The following is a 17412-nucleotide window of genomic DNA, read 5'->3' as shown; positions in this document are numbered from 1 at the left end:
GGAGAAGGATAAGGGGACTATGCAGCGAGGCAAGTTTATCAAGGCCGCGTTGATCGCGGCGGTGGCCACGATCGCACTGCTCGGCGCACAGCCGGGCTCGGCCAAGACGTTCAAATGGGCGAATGACGGCGACGTCAATTCGATGGATCCTTACGCCCGCAACGAAACCTTCCTGCTCAGCTTCAACCTCAATATGTATGAGGGGCTGTTCCGGCGCGACAAGAACCTGAAGCTCGAGCCCGCGCTGGCCACCAAGGTGGAGCAGCCGAGCAGCACGGTGTGGCGCTGGACGCTGCGCCAGGGCGTGAAGTTCCAGGGCGGCGAGGAGTTCTCGGCCGAAGACGTCGTGTTCTCGATGAAGCGCGCTGCCGGTCGCGGCTCCAACGTCGCGGGCAACTTCACCTCGGTGAAGGAAGTGCGCGCCGTCGGCAAGGACGTGGTCGAGATCGAGACCAAGTATCCTGACCCGCTGCTGAACGACAAGCTGTCGCAGATCGGCATCATGTCGAAGGTGTGGGCGGAGAAGAACAACGCCGTCGAATGCGCGGACATGACGAAGAACGAAGAGAACTTCGCCACCCGCAATTCCAACGGCACCGGCCCGTTCAAGCTCAAGCTGCGCGAGCCGGACGTGCGCACCATTCTCGAGCCGAACCCGACCTGGTGGGACAAGCCCGAGCATAACCTCACCGAGATCGTCTTCCAGCGCATCGGCAACGAAGCCACCCGCGTGGCGGCCCTGCTGTCGGGCGAAGTGGACATGATCTACACCGTGCCGCCGCAGGACATCGACCGGATCAAGAAGACCGCCGGCCGCCGTGTCATCGAAGGCCCGGAAACCCGCATCGTCTTCTTCGGCTTCAACCAGCAGGTTGACGAACTGCCGGAGTCGAACATCAAGGGCAAGAACCCCTTCAAGGACGTCAAGGTTCGTCAGGCCTTCTACCACGCCATCGACGTGGAAGCGATCAAGCGCACTGTCATGCGCGGTCAGTCGCGTCCCAGCGGCCTGATGATCGGCACCGGTCTGAACGGCTACGACAAGTCCATGGACGTGCGTCCGAAGTTCGATCCGGAACTGTCGAAGAAGCTGCTGACGGAAGCCGGCTATCCGAACGGCTTCGAGACCGGCCTGGATTGCCCGAACGACCGTTACGTCAACGACGAAGGCATCTGCCGTGCGACCGTCGCCATGCTGGCGAAGGTGGGCATCAAGGTGAACCTGCTTGCCCAGACCCGCGGCAAGTACTTCGCCAAGATCCTGCGCACCTCGGCCGACATCGAGAAGGCCCCGAACACCAGCTTCTACATGCTGGGCTGGTCGCCGGGCGCCACCTACGACGTGCACAACGTCTTTGAGTCGCTGCTGCAGACCCCGTCGAAGGCGAGCGGCAAGGGCCTGTTCAACGCCGGTGGCTATTCGAACAAGGCGTTCGATGCGCTGGCCGACAAGATCGAGCAGGAAACCGACGTTGCCAAGCGCAATGCGATGATCAAGGAAGCCACCAAGATCTATCTCGACGACTACGGCGTCATCCCGCTGCATCAGCAGTTCGTGGTATGGGCGGCGAAGGATTCGGTCGATCTGGTGCAGCTGGCGGATAACTACTTCCCGCTGCGCTTCGTCAAGGTCAAGTAAGCTGACACACATGGGCGGCCCGGGTCTCTCCGGGCCGCCCATACTATTTTCCAGACCAGCCCCATGATTGCGTTCATTATCCGCCGTATCGTGCAGTCCGCCCTCGTCATGTTGGCGGTCGCCTTTATTGCCTTCATCATGTTCAACTTCGTCGGCGACCCGGTGGCCCTGATCGCCGGTACGGATCTGCCGGCAGAGCAGCGCATCGAACTGCGCAAGACGCTCGGCCTTGATGATCCCACGCCCGTGCGCTTCGCCCGCTATGTGGCCAATGCCGTGCAGGGCAATTTCGGCCTGAGCTACCGCACCACCGAGCCGGTCGGCCGCATGATTATCGACCGCCTGCCAGCCACTCTGGAGCTGAGCCTGATCGCCGCGATCTTTGCGCTGGCGGCCGGCATTCCGATGGGCGTGTTCTCCGGCCTCTATCCCAGCCACTGGATCAGCCGCACCATGATGACGGTGTCGCTGATCGGCATTTCGCTGCCCACCTTCCTGATCGGCATCCTGCTGATCTGGGTCTTCGCCGTGCTGCTCGGCTGGCTGCCGAGCTTCGGCCGCGGCGATACCGTCAAGGTCGGCTTCTGGACCACCGGTTTCCTCACCGCCAGCGGCTGGCGCGCCGTGATCCTGCCGGCCATCACGCTCGGCCTGTTCCAGATGACGCTGATCATGCGCCTGGTGCGCTCGGAGATGCTGGAAGTGCTGCGTACCGATTACATAAAATTCGCCCGCGCCCGCGGGCTGGCCAACCGGGCCATCAATTTCGGCCATGCGCTGAAGAACACCCTGGTGCCGGTCATCACCATCACCGGGCTTCAGCTCGGCGCCATCATCGCCTTTGCCATCATCACCGAGACGGTGTTCTCCTGGCCCGGCATGGGCCTGCTGTTCCTGCAGTCGGTGATCGCGGTCGATATTCCGGTCATGGCCTCGTATCTGGTGCTGATCGGCTTCCTGTTCGTGGTCATCAACCTGATCGTCGACAGCCTGTATTTCGTGGTCGATCCGCGCCTGCGCAGCCAGACCGGCAAGGGGGGCAAGTGATGTCCCGCCTGTCTGCCACCTGGGCCAAGATCGTCGACAGCGACCTGTACTGGAGCTTCACCCGTTCCAAGCTCATCATGCTGTCGGGTGCGGTCACGGTGCTGTTCTTCGTCGCCGCCGTCGGCGCGCCGCTGATTGCGCCGCATAACCCATTCAACCTGGCATCGCTCGAACTCTCCGATGCCTTCCTGCCGCCGGTCTGGGATTCCGCCAGCGGCACGGCGAAATACCTGCTCGGCACCGACGACCAGGGGCGCGATGTGCTGTCGGCCATCATGTATGGCACGCGGACCTCGCTGCTGGTGGGCGTTCTCGCGGTCATCTTCGCCATGGTGCTGGGCATCGCGCTTGGCCTGATCGCCGGGTATCTCGGCGGCGCGGTGGATGCGCTCATCATGCGCGTGGCCGATGTTCAATTGTCCTTTCCTGCAATTCTGATCGCCATGCTGGTCGACGGCATCAGCCGCGGCCTACTCGGCAGCGACAAGCGCGACAATTCGGCCCTCATCGTGCTGATCATCGCCATCGGCCTCAGCTACTGGGTGCAGTATGCGCGCACCGTGCGCGGCTCCGTGCTGGTGGAGAAGAACAAGGAATATGTGCAGGCCGCGCGCGTGATCGGCCTGCCGGGCGCGCTGATCGCGCTGCGCCATGTGCTGCCCAATGTGCTGGGGCCGGTGCTGGTGATCGCCACCATCAACCTGGCGCTGGCCATCATCACGGAAGCCACGCTCAGCTTCCTCGGCGTCGGCCTGCCGCAGACCCAGCCCTCGCTGGGCACCCTGATCAATATCGGCCAGCGGTTCCTGTTCTCCGGTGAATGGTGGATTGCCATCTTCCCCGGCGCAGCGCTGGCCATCCTCGTGCTTGCAGTCAACCTGCTGGGTGACTGGCTGCGCGATGCCCTCAACCCGAAGCTCCGGTAATCCCCATGACCAGCCCGAAGCTGCTTGAAGTCCAGAACCTGCGCGTCGAATTCCCCACCCGGCGCGGCACGCTTGTCGCCGTCGACGACGTCTCGCTCGAAATCTCCGCCGGCGAAGTGCTGGGCGTGGTGGGCGAGTCCGGCGCCGGCAAATCGATGACCGGTGCCGCCATCATCGGGCTCCTTGAGCCGCCAGGCCGTATTGCGGCGGGCGAGATTCGCCTGGATGGCCGCCGGATCGACAATCTGCCCTATCACGAGATGCGCAAGATCCGTGGCCGCCAGATCGGCGCGATCTTCCAGGACCCGCTGACCAGCCTCAATCCGCTCTACCGGATCGGCGACCAGCTGGTGGAAACCATCCTGACGCATCTGCCGCTGACCCAGGCCCAGGCGCGCGACCGTGCCATCAAGCTGCTGGAAGATGTCGGCATTCCCTCGGCGTCGGAACGCATCAACAGTTATCCGCACCAGTTCTCCGGCGGCATGCGGCAGCGCGTGGTGATCGCGCTCGCGCTCGCCGCCGAACCCAAACTGATTATTGCCGACGAGCCGACCACGGCACTGGATGTTTCGATCCAGGCGCAGATCATCCAGCTGCTCAAGCGGCTCTGCCGCGAGCACGGCACCGCCGTGATGCTGGTGACCCATGATATGGGGGTGATCGCCGAAACGGCCGACCGCGTTGCCGTGATGTATGCTGGCCGCATCGCCGAGATCGGCCCGGTGCAGGATGTCATCAAGCGTCCGCACCATCCCTACACTGTCGGCCTGATGGGGGCGATCCCGTCCATGGCCGGCAAGGTCGACCGCCTGACCCAGATCGATGGTTCGATGCCGCGCCTGACGGCGATCCCGAAGGGCTGCGCCTTCAATCCGCGCTGCCCCAAGGCGTTCGACCGCTGCTATGTCGAGCGACCCGAACCGATGCCAGCCGGCAACAGCCATGCCGCCTGCTGGTTGGTGCAGAAGGAGCCGGCCCATGTCTAAGGTCACCGTCCCGATGCTGACTGTCACCAACCTCAAGCGGGTCTTCGATGTTTCCGCGCCCTGGCTCAACCGCGTGCTGGAGCGCAAGGGCAAGAGCATCGTGCGCGCCGTCGACGGCGTGAACTTCTCGATCAACAAAGGCGAGACCTTCAGCCTGGTGGGCGAGTCCGGCTGCGGCAAGTCGACCGTGGCGCGGCTGATCGTCGGCCTTTATGAGCCCAGCGACGGCTCGATCAATTTCGAAGGCGTCGAAGTCGGTCCGGCGCCCGAGCGTGCGAAGCACCCGGATATCCAGGGCCGCATGCAGATGATCTTCCAGGACCCTTACGCCTCGCTCAATCCGCGCTGGCGTGTGGGCGATATCGTGGCCGAGCCGCTGCGCTTCCGCAAACTGCTGAGCGAGAAGACGGCTGTCGACAAACGTGTGGGCGAGCTGCTGGCGCAGGTCGGCCTGTCGCCGCTGGATGCCCGCAAATATCCGCATGAATTCTCCGGCGGCCAGCGCCAGCGCATTTCGATCGCGCGCGCGCTCGCCGGCGAGCCGGAATTCCTGGTCTGCGACGAGCCGACCTCGGCGCTCGACGTTTCGGTGCAGGCCCAGATTCTCAATCTGATGAAGGACCTGCAGCGTAAGCTCGGCCTGACCTATCTGTTCATCAGCCACAATCTGGCCGTGGTGTATCATGTCTCCGACAAGGTGGGTGTGATGTATCTCGGTCGGCTGGTGGAGTGGGCCGATACCAAGACGCTGTTTGCGCGCCCGCTGCATCCCTATACCCGCATGCTGCTCGACGCGATTCCCGATCTCGACATGACCGGCCGTTCGCGCACGCCGGTGGCCGGCGAAGTGCCCAGCCCGCTCAATCCGCCGTCGGGCTGTAGCTTCCATCCGCGCTGTCCGCTGGCCAACGAACGCTGCAAGCGTGAGGTGCCCAAGGCCCTGACGGTCGAGGGCGGTGCTGTGGCCTGTCATGCGGTTGAGGAAAACCGTCTGCCGCCCTGGAAAGCCCAGGCTGCTGCCTAAAGGCTGCCGCAGCCTCGTAGCGACTCCCTGGCATTAACCTTCGAGACTGCAGCGCGCTTGTCTTGCCGCTCGCGCCTGCCTACATTTGCGGGCAGGGACGATGAGTCCCGTTTGTGGCGTAAATCACCAGCACTTCCGATAACAACGGTCGAAGCCGCAGGGGGAAAGGCGGCACGGCCATAACAAGGAGGCCGGGCGATGAGTTACCGCGATATCACGGTGCATCTGACACTCGATCCGCGCAACACGGCGCGCACGCAGCTTGCCATTGCCATGGCGCGTCGTTTCGGCGCCCGGGTCAGCGGCCTGTATACGGTGCCGCCGCCGAATGTGCCCTATTACATGGGCGAGTATATCCCGACCGAACTGATCCAGAAGCAGATGGACGAGGCGCAGAAATCCTCGGTCGGCGCCAAGGAGGAATTCCTCGCCACCTGCACCAATGCCGGCATCGAGCATCGCTGGCTCAGCAGCGATCTGGCGCCGGTCGAGGCATTGCGTCTCGCCAGCCGGGCCTGCGACATCGCGCTGGTCGGCCAGCCCGATCCCAATCCGTCCGATCCTGCCGCGATCCCTTATGGGACAGACGTGCTGCCGCATGAACTGGCGCTGCAGGCCGGCCGGCCGATCCTGGCCGTGCCGCATTCCGGCGATGTGGCGGAGGTGGGTCGCCGCGTGCTGGTGGCCTGGAACGGCAAGCGCGAGGCGGCGCGGGCCCTGCATGATGCCATGCCGCTCTTACGCGGCGCGGAAGCCGTGCATATCGTCACCATCGGTGCCGAGCGGAAAGGCCGCACGCCGCTCAGCGAGGTTGCCGGGCATATGCAGCGCCACGGCCTGCGGCTCGAAACCGCGATCATCAACGGCAATGGCCAGAAGGTGGGCCTGGCCCTGCTGGCGGAAGCCAAGGGCCGCGGCTGCGACCTGATGGTGATGGGCGCTTTCGGTCATTCGCGCCTGCGCGAAATGGTGTTCGGCGGCGTCACCGAAACCGTGCTGGCGAATATGAGTCTGCCGGTTCTGCTGAGCAACTAGTCTGCCGCGCAGCTAGGCGCGGGCAGGGCCGGCAATCGCGACGCTGTTCCGGCCGGCCCGCTTTGCCGCGTAGAGCGCATCATCGGCCTGGCGCATGAGCTCTGGCCATTCAGTGCCGTTCTCGCCCAGCGTGGCGACGCCGATGCTCACCTGCAGGGACAGGTTCTGGCCATCGATATCCATGGCCAGTTCCGATATGGCGGTGCGGATACGTTCGGCCAGCAGTGCCGCGCCGGCGGCGGCGGTGTTCGGCAGCAAGGCGCAGAATTCTTCCCCGCCGATCCGGCCCAGCAGGTCTTCCCGGCGCAGGCAGAGCCGTGTCGCGGCGACAAAGCGGCGCAGGACGGCATCGCCGGTCGGATGGCCGTGACGGTCGTTGATCGACTTGAAGTGATCGATATCCAGGATCAGCAGGCTGAGCGGCAGGTTGTGCCGCTGGCTGCGGCTGATTTCGATATCGGCCGCCTCATCGAGGGCGCGCCGGTTCAGCGCATCGGTCAGGGCATCGCGCCGCGCGGCCTCCTGTAGTCGGGCCGCAATGGTTTCGTTGACCAGCAGGACCGCGGCGAAGACGGCGGCGAGGGACAGCAGCATGAGAACCAGGAGGATCCAGCCCGACAGAGGCAACTGCATGAACGGACGATCTGTCGGCGGCGAGAGAAAGACCGCGGCAGCCAGCGTCAGGTTGACGATCACCTGACAGCCATAGACTGCGGCGCAGATGGTCTGGGTGAACCGGGTGCCCGGCCGGATTTTGCAGATCAGGCTGTACATCCGCAATGCGGAGAAGAGCGCGAAAACGGAAAGCAGCAGGGTGCTGCGGATGCGGGCGTTGGGATCGATCAGGCCGAAATACACCAGCCCGACCACCGATAACCCCAGGATTGCCAGGCCAAGGCGGTATGGCAGGCGGCGATCGAAGAACGCCTCGATCCCCCACCAGGTGAAGATATAGCCGCTGATGATGAAGATGTTGGCGACGACAATCGAAACGTAGGGCGGAATGGTGCCGCGCAGGAAAATGCCGAAGATGCCGATGGAGATGGCCATGGCGCCCACAGCCCAGTAGGCCACGCCCTTCATGTTGCGATGAATCATCCACAAGGCGGTTAGGATGCCGCATTCAAGACACACCACGAGGACGGTGACAAAGCTGACGGTGGATGTATCGAGATGCATGAAATCGGCTTGGGCGGGACAACCGATTGTGCGCAGGGGGCATTAAAAAAATCAACTAAGGGATAGTACGTGCGGTGGCATTTATAGGTAGAGCGCTATATCGTCGGGCTACCACTTTAGATATTGGCCATGCTGCTTTCCGCAAACGAAACCCAGCTGCTCGTCGTTGATATTCAGGAACGCCTGCTGCCGGCAATGCAGGATGGCGCGCGCGTGCTGCGCAACACCGGTATCCTGCTGCAGGCGGCACAGGCGTTACAGATTCCGGTTGCCATCACCGAGCAATATCCCAGGGGCCTTGGCGCCACGGTCCCCGAAATCAGGGCGGCTGCGGGCGCCGCAGCGATCCTGGAAAAGATGCATTTTTCCGCCTGGGCCGATCCAGGCATTCGCGCCCATATCGCCGAAGTGGGGCGGCCGCAGATCGTCATCGTCGGCATCGAGGCCCATGTCTGCGTGCTGCAGACGGCGCTCGGTCTCGTGGAACACGGGTATCGCGTGACAGTGGTGGCCGATGCGATTTCCTCGCGCCAGGTTGAAAGCGTGCATCTGGCGCAACGGCGTATGAGTAACGCCGACGTGATACTGGCCAGCACCGAGATGTGCCTGTTCGAATGGCTCGGTACGGCATCGCATCCGCAGTTCAAGGCGCTGTCGCGCCTGATCCGGTAAGAAGGGTTTCTGTATGCGTCAGTCTTTGGTGCTTGTTCCCGGCCTGCTGCTGACCGCCGATTTCTGGCGCGAACAGGTGGCGCGTCTATCTGAAGTTACTCAGTGCATTATACCCACGAGCCATTTCCACCAGGACAATTTCGGCGACATGGCGCGGCTGGTGCTGGCCGAGGCGCCGGAAACATTCGCGCTCTGTGGCCTCTCGATGGGCGGTTATGTTGCGCAAGAGATCATGCGCCAGGCGCCGCAGCGGGTGACGCGTATCTGCTTGATGGATACGTCTTCACGCGCCGATACGCCGGAGCAGACCGAGCGACGCCGTGGCCTGATCCACCTCAGTCAGATTGGCCGCTTCAAGGGCATCACGCCGCAACTGGTGCCGCTGCTGCTGCATCCGGACAACCAGAAGAACGCGGCGCTTGTCGGCCGGCTGATGGCGATGGCGGAAGATATCGGCCGCGAGGGTTTCACCCGGCAGCAGACCGCGATCATCAATCGGCCCGATGGCCGCGCCGACCTGAAAAACTACAAGGTGCCGGCGCTGGTGATGTGCGGCCGTCAGGATGCGCTGACGCCGCTGGAGCTGCATGACGAGATGGCGTCGCTGATACCCAATGCCAAGCAGGTGGTGATCGAGCATAGCGGCCATCTGCCGCCGATGGAAAAGCCCGACGAGACGGCGGCCGCCCTTAAAGAGTGGCTCGCTGCCTAGACGTCGATATCGGTGGCGAAGGCGGCGCGTTCCTGGATGAACTGGAAGCGCAGCTCCGGCTTGCGGCCCATCAGGCGCTCGACCAGGTCTTCCGACTCTTTCACTTCTTCCACCGGAACCTGCACGCGCAGCAGCACGCGGTTCTTGCGGTTCATGGTGGTTTCCTTCAGCTGCGCGGGCGGCATTTCGCCCAGGCCCTTGAAGCGGCTGATCTCCACCTTGCGGCTGCCGAAATGCTGCTTGATCAGCTTGTCCTTGTCGGCGTCGTCCATGGCGTAGAAGGTCTTGCCGCCGGCGCTGAGACGATACAGCGGCGGCTGCGCCAGATAGAGATGGCCATGCTCGATCAGCTTGGGCATCTCGCGGAAGAAGAATGTCATCAGCAGCGAAGCGATATGCGCGCCATCGACATCGGCGTCGGTCATGATGATGACCTTGTCATAGCGCAGGTCTTCATTGCGATAGCGGCCGCCGGTGCCGCAGCCCAGCGCCTGGGTCAGGTCGGCGAGTTCCTGGTTGGCGGCCAGTTTGCCCGAGCCGGCCGATGCCACGTTGAGAATCTTGCCGCGCAGCGGCAGCACAGCCTGGGTACGGCGGTCGCGGGCCTGCTTGGCCGAGCCGCCCGCCGAGTCACCCTCGACGATGAAGATTTCCGAACCATTGGCGGCCTCGTCGGAACAATCCGCCAGCTTGCCCGGGAGGCGCAGCTTGCGGGTCGCCGATTTGCGGCTGACATCCTTCTCGGCGCGGCGGCGCAGGCGGTCTTCGGCACGTTCGATCAGGCGGGCGAGCAGGGCATTGGCATGCTGCGGCGCGCCGGCGAGCCAGTGGTCGAAGTGGTCCTTGATCGCGACTTCGACCAGCTTCTGCGCTTCCACCGTGACCAGCTTGTCTTTGGTCTGGCCCTGGAACTGCGGATCCTTGATGAACAGCGACAGCATCGCGGTGCCGGCGAGCAGAATGTCGTCCGCCGTGATCTGCGCCGCCTTCTTGTTGTTGCTCAGCTCGGCATATTCCTTCAGGCCGCGCATCAGCGCCGAACGGAAGCCCAGTTCATGGGTGCCGCCATCGGGCGTGGTCACCGTGTTGCAGTAGGACTGCAGCCAGCCTTCGTCGATATCCTGCGGCCAGTGGATCGCCCATTCGACCTGGCCGCGTTCGCCGGCCAGCGCGGCGCGACCGGCAAACGGCGTCGGCGTCACGGTCTGCTGGCCTTCGAGCTGTTCGTTCAGATAATCCTGCAGGCCGCCGGGGAAATGCAGCACGGCCTCGGCCGGCGTGATCTCGTCGCCTTTCAGCAGTTCGGGATCGCATTTCCACAGGATCTTCACGCCCGGATACAGATAGGCCTTGGAGCGCGCCATCTTGAACAGACGGGCCGGGCGGAAATGCGCGCCCTTGCCGAAGATCTGCTCGTCGGGATGGAAGGTGACCATGGTGCCGCGGCGATTGGGGGCGGCGCCCACTTTCACCAGCTTGCCCTGCGGTGTGCCGCGCGAATATTCCTGGCGCCAGAGTTCCTTCTCGCGCGCCACTTCCACGACCAGCTTGTCGGAGAGCGCGTTCACCACCGAGATGCCGACGCCATGCAGGCCGCCAGCGGTGGAATAGACCTTGGACGAGAACTTGCCGCCGGAGTGCAGCGTGGTGAGGATCACCTCCAGCGCCGACTTGTCCTTGAACTTCGGGTGGCGGTCGATCGGGATGCCACGGCCGTTGTCGCTGACCTGCAGGCTGCCATCCAGCTGTAATGCCACCTCGATACGGTCGGCATGGCCGGCGACGGCCTCATCCATAGAATTGTCGAGCACTTCGGCGAACAGATGGTGCAGGGCGCGCTCGTCAGTGCCGCCGATATACATGCCGGGTCGGCGCCGCACCGGCTCCAGACCCTCGAGTACCTCGATGTCCTTGGCGGTGTAATCGTTGCCGCCCTTGCTTCCCTGTTGAAACAAGTCGTTCATTCTATTCACAGATTCGCTTTAAGGGGTGACTCGCTGTTGGGCCGCAGTATAGTAGGCCCCACGGGTGAAACAACCAACATGCAGTGACAAAGTCAGGGGTGACGATGAGCGAATCGGCACAAAACACGACGCCTGAGTCGCGCGGCGAACCGGTGATCCGCAGCGCGCCGATGCCGGCCGACATGAACGGCAACGGCGATATTTTCGGCGGCTGGGTGCTCAGCCAGATGGATATCGCCGGCGGCATCATCGCCGCGCGCCGCGCCCAGGGCCGCGTCGTCACCGTGGCGGTGGATGCGATGACCTTCCACCAGCCGATCAAGGTGGGCGACATCGTCTCGATCTATGGCCGCGTGATCCGCGTCGGCCGCAGCTCGATGGCGGTGAAGATGGAAACCATCGTGGCGCGGCGGCTCGATCCCACCGAGATCAAGGTGACCGAGGGCGTCTACACCTATGTCGCCATCGACGAACATGGCCGGCCGCGCCCGGTCCCTGAAAAACCATGACCAATGGCCGGACGCATTACGCCGCCGACGAAATCGTCGCCCCCGCACTGATCGCGTTGAAGGCCTGGTATGACGAGGCGAAGGGCAGCCGCGCCATGGCGGCGTTTGCCGATCTGCCCGACCTGCAGACTCTGCCCGGTGTGACCGACCTGGCGCTGGTCGAGATCAGCGGCGACGGCCGCTATCCCTATCTCGCGCTGGGCGAGGGCTATCGCCGCACGGCGGCGGTGGGCGGCAGCGGCCTGACGGCCGGCGCCGATGGCGTGGTCCAGGAAACCCGACCGGTGATCCGCCAGCATTTCGACCTGACGATCCGCCAGGCCGGCAGCTTCCATGTCAGCGTCACCCGCTGGGACGGGCCGAAGATCCTGCAATACGACCGCCTGATCCTGCCGTTGGACGACGGGCAGGGCGGCATCACCCATCTGCTGGTGGGTGAGGTCTTCCTGCGCGTGGCCAAGCCGGGCTGATCCGGGGCTTTTGTCCTGACGTCTCGCAACGCTTCGTTTTGCTTCGTTTCTAGTTACACCAGAACAAGGTCGAAGATTTTACCCGTTTTAATATAGGCCCTGCCTCATATTGGAACATACAATGAACATAGGCTGATTTCAAGCCGGGGCCGCAAATACCACAGCGACGCGAATAGTCACAAATAGTCGAGGCGATACCCGCGGATGCAACTGATACAAGCTAGGGCATGGGTGCTGCAGCAGGGTATCGGACGGCGGTGATCGGACTTCACAGCCTGGCGGTCGCAGGGCTGCTGGCACTGGGACTGGCGCTGCCGGCCGGGGCGCAAAGCCCATCGGCGCAGGACGACGAAATCCAGTCGGCCAGCGCGCCCAATCCTGCGCTCCCCGATATTCCTTATGCGGCGATCATCGGCGTGCCGATGCCGACGCCGGTCGGCATCTGGCAGGATGACAGTGGTCGTGTCTGGGTGGAGATCGCGCCCTGCGGCGAGCGGTTCTGCGGCCGGCTGGTCTGGTTCAAATGGCCCGATGGCGACGATGGCCGGCCGCTGGTCGATCTGCAGAACAGCGATGTAGCGCTGCGCAGCCGCCCGCTGCTCGGCCTGACCATCCTGCGCGATCTGTATCGCACGGCGGATAACAGCTGGGAGGGTGGCGCGATCTACAATCCGGAAGACGGTATCGATTATCGCGCGAAAATGTCGATTGCCGACGACACGACGCTGCGGGTGCGCGCCTATGCGCTGCTGCCGCTGTTCGGCAAGACCAAGACCTGGACGCGGATGAAGTGAGGCCGGGCCGATGTCGTCGAAGTCGTGGATGCCACGCCTCCGGCATGGCATGACGAATGAAAAAAACGCCCCGTCATGCCACGCTTGCGTGGCATCCACGATTTCCTGCCGCTACACCAGCGTCTCATAGAGATCATCCCAATCGGGATTGATCGCATGGATCAGCCGCACCTTGTCGGCGCGGCAGGCGCTTGAGCATTTTCTCGCGGCGGATCGCGTCGATGATGGCCCCGTGTTCCTCGGCCCAGACCAGTCGCGTCAGGCCGTATTTTTTGCTGAAACCATCGATCAGGCCTTCGCGATGCTCATGGGCACGGCGCGGGAGGTCGGAGGTGACGCCGACATAGATCGTGCCATTGCGCCTGTTGGAAACGATATAAACCCAGCCGCCCGCCATGAGAGATGATGGCCGCGACGACGAGTGGGAGGCAAGTGCGAATACTCGCAGGCACACGGCGGTATGCGCCAAAGTCGTGGATGCCACGCAAGCGTGGCATGACGGATGAGGTGGGGGTGAGTGGCGAGGCCGCGATGAGGCGGGGCGAGAAACGGTGCGATGTCGCTGTGCCGATGCGTGACGCAGCTACTCCGCGCTCACGCCGGTATACGGCACCGTCGGTGCGGCTGGCGCCAGCGCGTCCCGGCCGGCGCTGGAGATCGAGACGCCGACGCTCATGCCCAAGTAATCGCCGGGGCGACCGGTGAAGCTGCCGGCCACCGGCGTCAGTTCGGCCATGCCGCGCGCCACCGCCACCGGGATCAGGCCGTAGCTGCCATAGGTCTTGTGCGTCGGGTCGAAGGCGATCCAGCCCGCACCGGGCAGATAAATCTCCAGCCAGCCATGGGTCGAGCCCTCGCCATAGACGGCGTCATCCAGCCCGTCGCGCAGCGGATTGTAAAGATAGCCCGAGACCAGGCGCGCGCCGAAGCCGAGCCAGCGCACCGCATCGGCCATCAGTACCGCGAGATCGCGGCAGGAGCCCCAGCCGCGCTGCAGCGTTTCCAGCGGCGCCTGGGTGCCCTGGGCATCGCGGCTCTGATAGGACACCCAGCCGGAAATGCCGGCATTGAGATCGCGCAGCAGCGCCAGCGTGTCGGTCGCGTCCTTGGCGATGAAGCCGCGCACCCAGTCGCGCAACTTGCCCTGCGGATCGGCATAGAGCGGCTGCGCCAGCGGGCCGAGCGCGTTCCAGTCGGCATCGCTGTAGCGGAAGGGATAGCGCATCGCTGCAGTGGCAATCGGGATCAGCGGCGCGGGCTCGGCCCAGGGAACGTTGCCGTGATCGATGCGGATATGGCTGTCGATGGTGAGGCGATCGGAGGCCCAGAGCGGCGCGGCGATGGCCACGGCATTGCCATAGACATCCTCGCTCCAGGTCACCAGGCTGGGCGGATCGGTTTCGATATGGAAGGACAGCAGCCGGTTGGCGGCGCTTTCGCGCGGCCGCAGCATCAGCCGATGGCCACCCAGGCCGACCGGCTGGGCGTAGAGATAGGTGGTGCGATGGTGGATGCGCAGCAGCATGTCAGGCCGGCGCCGCATCGGCGCGCAGCAGCACCGCCAGTTCGTCGGGCGTGACCGGCACCATCTGGCGCATGGCGCTCGCTGTGGCGATGGCGGGCAGCTGCAGCAGGGTGGCGGTGCGCTGGTAGGCCGGGAAGGACAGGCTGTCGATCCGCTCTTCTTCATTCACCAGCAAATAGGTGCCAGCCGGCTGCGCTTCATCCAGCGCGCTCAGGCGGAAGGGACGACTGAAGGTGAGGGTGGTCTCCGTGCTGCGGGTCGTCATGGCTGTCCTTCCTGGGCGGATATCTGCAGCCATTTGCAGGCCACCAGCGGCGGCCGCTGCGCCATCTGCGCAACGAAAAGCAGGGTGTGGGAGAATCGCCGTACCAGCCTCTGCCCTATAGGCGGGTGATGCAAGGGTATTCGGGGCGCCTAAATTTTCAGACACCTTCGGCCTGTGGTTGCCGTCTTTGGCGGTTTGCTGCACGCAAAGCGACGCCGTTATCGGCTTTAAACCTGATTTGACGGCGGAATCCGCACAAGCTGCGAGCCGCAACGCCGCCATGCGCCCCCTGGCCTGGCCGTTGCCGGAGACCGGCAGTCATGGCCCCCTATCGACAGATCGCGCAACAGTCCATCAGCCTGTTCACCGGCGCACCGGCTTTCTGGCGCGCCTCCGGTTTCTGGCGCGGCCGTGCCGGCCTGGTGATCGCCTTCACCGCGCTGCTGGCCGGCTTCCTCGTCGCCATGGTCGCCTTCGAGATCAAGCGCCGCCACGATACCACCATCGCCACGGCCGAATACCGCACCCAGGATCTGTCGGCGCTGGCCGCCGAACATCTGGCCCGCAGCCTGGAAGCCATCGACCGCACCCTGCAGGAAACCGCGCGCCTGGCCATGCCGCTGCTGGACGGCCATCGCGATGTCGATGACAGCGCCGCGATCGACATCGAGCGTATTTTCGGCAGCGCCACGGCGATCAGCTGGATTTCCATTCACAGCAGCGACGGCATCCGCGTCCTTGGCTCCAGCCGGGCCGGCGCGCGCGGCCTGAACGTGTCGGAGCAGGAGCCGTTCCTGTCGCATGCGGAGGTCGACGACCGCCGCATGCATATCAGTCACCCCTTCGTCTCCAAGGTGACCCAGCGCAAGTCCGTGTTGGCTTCGCGGCGGGTCAATGGCGTCGACGGCAGCTTTCTCGGGGTCGTCACCGCGCGTCTGGATCTAGACCATTTCACCAAGCTCTATATGTCGCTGGCCCTGGGCGACAGCGGATCGGTGTTCGTCACGCTGGATGACGCCACCACCCTGATCCGCACGCCGGTCGACGACCGGCTGGTCGGAAAGCCGATTGCGCCGCCCGATGTGTTCGCGGGTGTGATGGCGCATGGCCGGGCCGGCACCGTGCATATGCGCAGCCCGATCGACGGGCAGAAGCGCGTGATGAGCTATCGCCGCGTACCCTACAATCCGCTGGTGATCGGCGTCAGCTTCTCGAAGGATGAGATCCTGAGCGTCTGGCGGCGCAACTCGATCATCGCCGCCTCCGTCATCCTGCTGACCGCGCTGTCCATCCTGGTCGGCGGCGTGCTGCTGGCGCGCAGCCTGTATCGCGGCGAACAGCGCGAACGGCAGCTCGATATCGCCAAGCAGGAAGCCGAAGCGGCGAGCCATGCCAAATCGGAGTTCCTCGCCATCATGAGCCATGAGCTGCGGACGCCGATGAACGGCGTGCTCGGCTATACGAACCTGCTGTCGGAGCTGGACCTCGATGAGCGCGGCCGTGGTTATGTGTCTATCATCCGCGAATCCGCCACCAGCCTGCTGACCATCGTCAACGACATCCTCGACTATTCCAAGATCGAGGCGGGCAGGGTGACGCTGGAGAGCATGCCGATCGATCTGCATCGCCTGATCGACGACGTCATGGCGCTGAACCGGCCGGCTGCGACGGCCAAACAGCTTGACCTGCGCCTGAAATTCGACCCGCAGGTGCCCGACCACGTGGTCGCCGATCCCACCCGTCTGCGGCAGATTCTGGTCAACCTGCTGGGCAACGCGGTGAAATTCACCACAGAAGGCAGCGTCGCACTGTCGGTCAGTCTGGAAGCGGCGGGCCAGGGACGCAGCAGCGTGCGCTTCGCCGTGAGCGATACCGGTGTTGGCATTCGCGAGGCCGATATGCCGCTGCTGTTCCAGAGTTTCACGCAGGTGGATTCCACCGTTGGCCGCCGCTTCGGCGGCACCGGCCTTGGCCTGGCGATCTGCAAGCGTCTGGTCGACCTGATGGGCGGCACCATCGGCGTGGCCTCGGAACTCGAAGTCGGCAGCACCTTCTGGTTCACCCTGATCTTCACCGATGTGGCCCGGGAGGATGCTGTATCCGGGATGACGCAGCCGGCGGCGGATGATCTGCGCACCGGCCGGGTTCTGGTGGTGGATGACAACCTGACCAACCGCCGCCTGGTCTCGGCGCTGCTCACCCCGGCGGGCAATACGGTGATTACGGCCGCCAGCGGCGAGGAAGCCCTGCACCGGCTGTCGGAAGAAGATTTCGACATCGTGCTGATGGACCTGAACATGCCGGTGATGAGCGGGCTGGAAGCCACCACCCGCATCCGCATGCTGCCCGAGCCGGCCGCCAGCGTCCCGGTGATCGCGCTGACCGCCAGCGCCATGGCCGAGGAAGTCCTGCGCTGCCGCGCTGCCGGCATGAATGGCCATGTCGCCAAGCCGATCGACGCCGCCCATCTGCTGCGCACGGTCTCGAGCAGCATGCGCAAGGCCGCCTGAGCCATTAACCCCCTGAATAGACTGCGGCAAAAGCGCCGCAGTTGACGCCTGCGCCGCCACCGCTTAAAACCCGCCGCAGCAGGGCCGGCGCAGGATGATCGCCATTCCCTGATCGGCCCTGACGATGATGGGTGGGCCGCTGCTGATATTGC

Annotated in this window: 17 protein-coding genes; 12 read left to right on the top strand and 5 right to left on the bottom strand. The window is 64.2% G+C overall.

The annotated features are described in order from the left end of the window. The first annotated feature begins 19 nt into the window (after positions 1 to 19). The 6 genes from AC1ROB_RS13840 (at position 20) to AC1ROB_RS13815 (ending at position 6660) form a co-directional block, all read left to right on the top strand. Positions 20 to 1639, top strand: a complete 1620-nt coding sequence (locus AC1ROB_RS13840) for an ABC transporter substrate-binding protein (protein ID WP_492970559.1) — start codon at positions 20 to 22, stop codon at positions 1637 to 1639. Between the two features lie 63 nt (positions 1640 to 1702). Continuing rightward, entirely contained in the window at positions 1703 to 2686 is a 984-nt protein-coding gene (locus AC1ROB_RS13835) for an ABC transporter permease (RefSeq protein ID WP_492970560.1), read from the top strand. Continuing rightward, complete coding sequence (locus AC1ROB_RS13830) at positions 2686 to 3612, top strand: ABC transporter permease (protein WP_492970561.1); 927 nt, start codon at positions 2686 to 2688, stop codon at positions 3610 to 3612. The genes AC1ROB_RS13835 and AC1ROB_RS13830 overlap by 1 nt, the downstream gene beginning before the upstream one ends. 5 nt (positions 3613 to 3617) lie before the next feature. Beyond that, the gene (locus AC1ROB_RS13825) at positions 3618 to 4601 is read left to right on the top strand and encodes an ABC transporter ATP-binding protein (protein ID WP_492970562.1); all 984 of its coding nucleotides are present in this window, start codon (positions 3618 to 3620) and stop codon (positions 4599 to 4601) included. Then, positions 4594 to 5625, top strand: coding sequence for an ABC transporter ATP-binding protein (locus AC1ROB_RS13820; protein WP_492970563.1), 1032 nt, complete (start codon positions 4594 to 4596; stop codon positions 5623 to 5625). Before AC1ROB_RS13825 ends, AC1ROB_RS13820 begins: the two co-directional genes overlap by 8 nt. A 198-nt stretch (positions 5626 to 5823) precedes the next feature. Beyond that, positions 5824 to 6660, top strand: a complete 837-nt coding sequence (locus AC1ROB_RS13815) for a universal stress protein (protein WP_492970564.1) — start codon at positions 5824 to 5826, stop codon at positions 6658 to 6660. 12 nt (positions 6661 to 6672) lie between these two features. Here AC1ROB_RS13815 and AC1ROB_RS13810 read toward each other — a convergent pair whose 3' ends face one another. Next, positions 6673 to 7839, bottom strand: a complete 1167-nt coding sequence (locus AC1ROB_RS13810; protein WP_492970565.1) for a GGDEF domain-containing protein — start codon at positions 7837 to 7839, stop codon at positions 6673 to 6675. A 129-nt stretch (positions 7840 to 7968) separates the two neighbouring features. On the opposite strand from AC1ROB_RS13810, the gene AC1ROB_RS13805 reads away from it, so the two are divergent. After that, positions 7969 to 8511 (top strand): hydrolase, encoded by a 543-nt coding sequence (locus tag AC1ROB_RS13805; RefSeq protein WP_492970566.1) that lies wholly within the window; start codon positions 7969 to 7971, stop codon positions 8509 to 8511. A gap of 13 nt (positions 8512 to 8524) precedes the next feature. Further along, the gene (locus tag AC1ROB_RS13800) at positions 8525 to 9223 is read left to right on the top strand and encodes an alpha/beta fold hydrolase (RefSeq protein WP_492970567.1); all 699 of its coding nucleotides are present in this window, start codon (positions 8525 to 8527) and stop codon (positions 9221 to 9223) included. Here the strand turns inward: AC1ROB_RS13800 and parE are convergent. Beyond that, positions 9220 to 11187 carry a DNA topoisomerase IV subunit B gene (parE, locus tag AC1ROB_RS13795; protein ID WP_492970568.1) on the bottom strand — a complete coding sequence of 656 codons (1968 nt, stop codon included), beginning with the start codon at positions 11185 to 11187 and terminating at the stop codon, positions 9220 to 9222. The two genes, AC1ROB_RS13800 and parE, sit on opposite strands and share 4 nt — an antisense overlap. 104 nt (positions 11188 to 11291) lie before the next feature. Between parE and AC1ROB_RS13790 the strand changes: the two genes are divergently transcribed. The 3 genes from AC1ROB_RS13790 to AC1ROB_RS13780 all read left to right on the top strand — a co-directional run bounded on the left by AC1ROB_RS13790 (position 11292) and on the right by AC1ROB_RS13780 (position 12960). Beyond that, positions 11292 to 11696: an acyl-CoA thioesterase gene (locus AC1ROB_RS13790; protein ID WP_492970569.1), complete on the top strand. Its 405-nt coding sequence runs from the start codon at positions 11292 to 11294 to the stop codon at positions 11694 to 11696. Then, complete coding sequence (locus tag AC1ROB_RS13785) at positions 11693 to 12166, top strand: hypothetical protein (RefSeq protein WP_492970570.1); 474 nt, start codon at positions 11693 to 11695, stop codon at positions 12164 to 12166. Before AC1ROB_RS13790 ends, AC1ROB_RS13785 begins: the two co-directional genes overlap by 4 nt. A 227-nt stretch (positions 12167 to 12393) precedes the next feature. Further along, positions 12394 to 12960, top strand: a complete 567-nt coding sequence (locus tag AC1ROB_RS13780; RefSeq protein WP_492970571.1) for a DUF2147 domain-containing protein — start codon at positions 12394 to 12396, stop codon at positions 12958 to 12960. Between the two features lie 133 nt (positions 12961 to 13093). Here the strand turns inward: AC1ROB_RS13780 and AC1ROB_RS13775 are convergent, their stop codons facing one another. The 3 genes from AC1ROB_RS13775 to AC1ROB_RS13765 form a co-directional block, all read right to left on the bottom strand. After that, on the bottom strand, positions 13094 to 13357 hold the full coding sequence (locus tag AC1ROB_RS13775) for a GIY-YIG nuclease family protein (RefSeq protein WP_492970572.1): 264 nt from the start codon (positions 13355 to 13357) through the stop codon (positions 13094 to 13096). Positions 13358 to 13543: 186 nt separating this feature from the next. After that, entirely contained in the window at positions 13544 to 14485 is a 942-nt protein-coding gene (locus AC1ROB_RS13770; protein ID WP_492970573.1) for a transglutaminase family protein, read from the bottom strand. Position 14486: 1 nt separating this feature from the next. Next, complete coding sequence (locus tag AC1ROB_RS13765) at positions 14487 to 14750, bottom strand: hypothetical protein (protein WP_492970574.1); 264 nt, start codon at positions 14748 to 14750, stop codon at positions 14487 to 14489. A 320-nt stretch (positions 14751 to 15070) separates the two neighbouring features. Here AC1ROB_RS13765 and AC1ROB_RS13760 point away from each other — a divergent pair, with 320 nt between their 5' ends. Next, positions 15071 to 17260, top strand: a complete 2190-nt coding sequence (locus AC1ROB_RS13760; protein ID WP_492970575.1) for a hybrid sensor histidine kinase/response regulator — start codon at positions 15071 to 15073, stop codon at positions 17258 to 17260. Positions 17261 to 17412: the final 152 nt, after the last annotated feature.

Source organism: Ferrovibrio sp. GW821-FHT12F09 (assembly GCF_058806775.1).
This window is presented reverse-complemented; position numbering and strand designations above follow the sequence as displayed.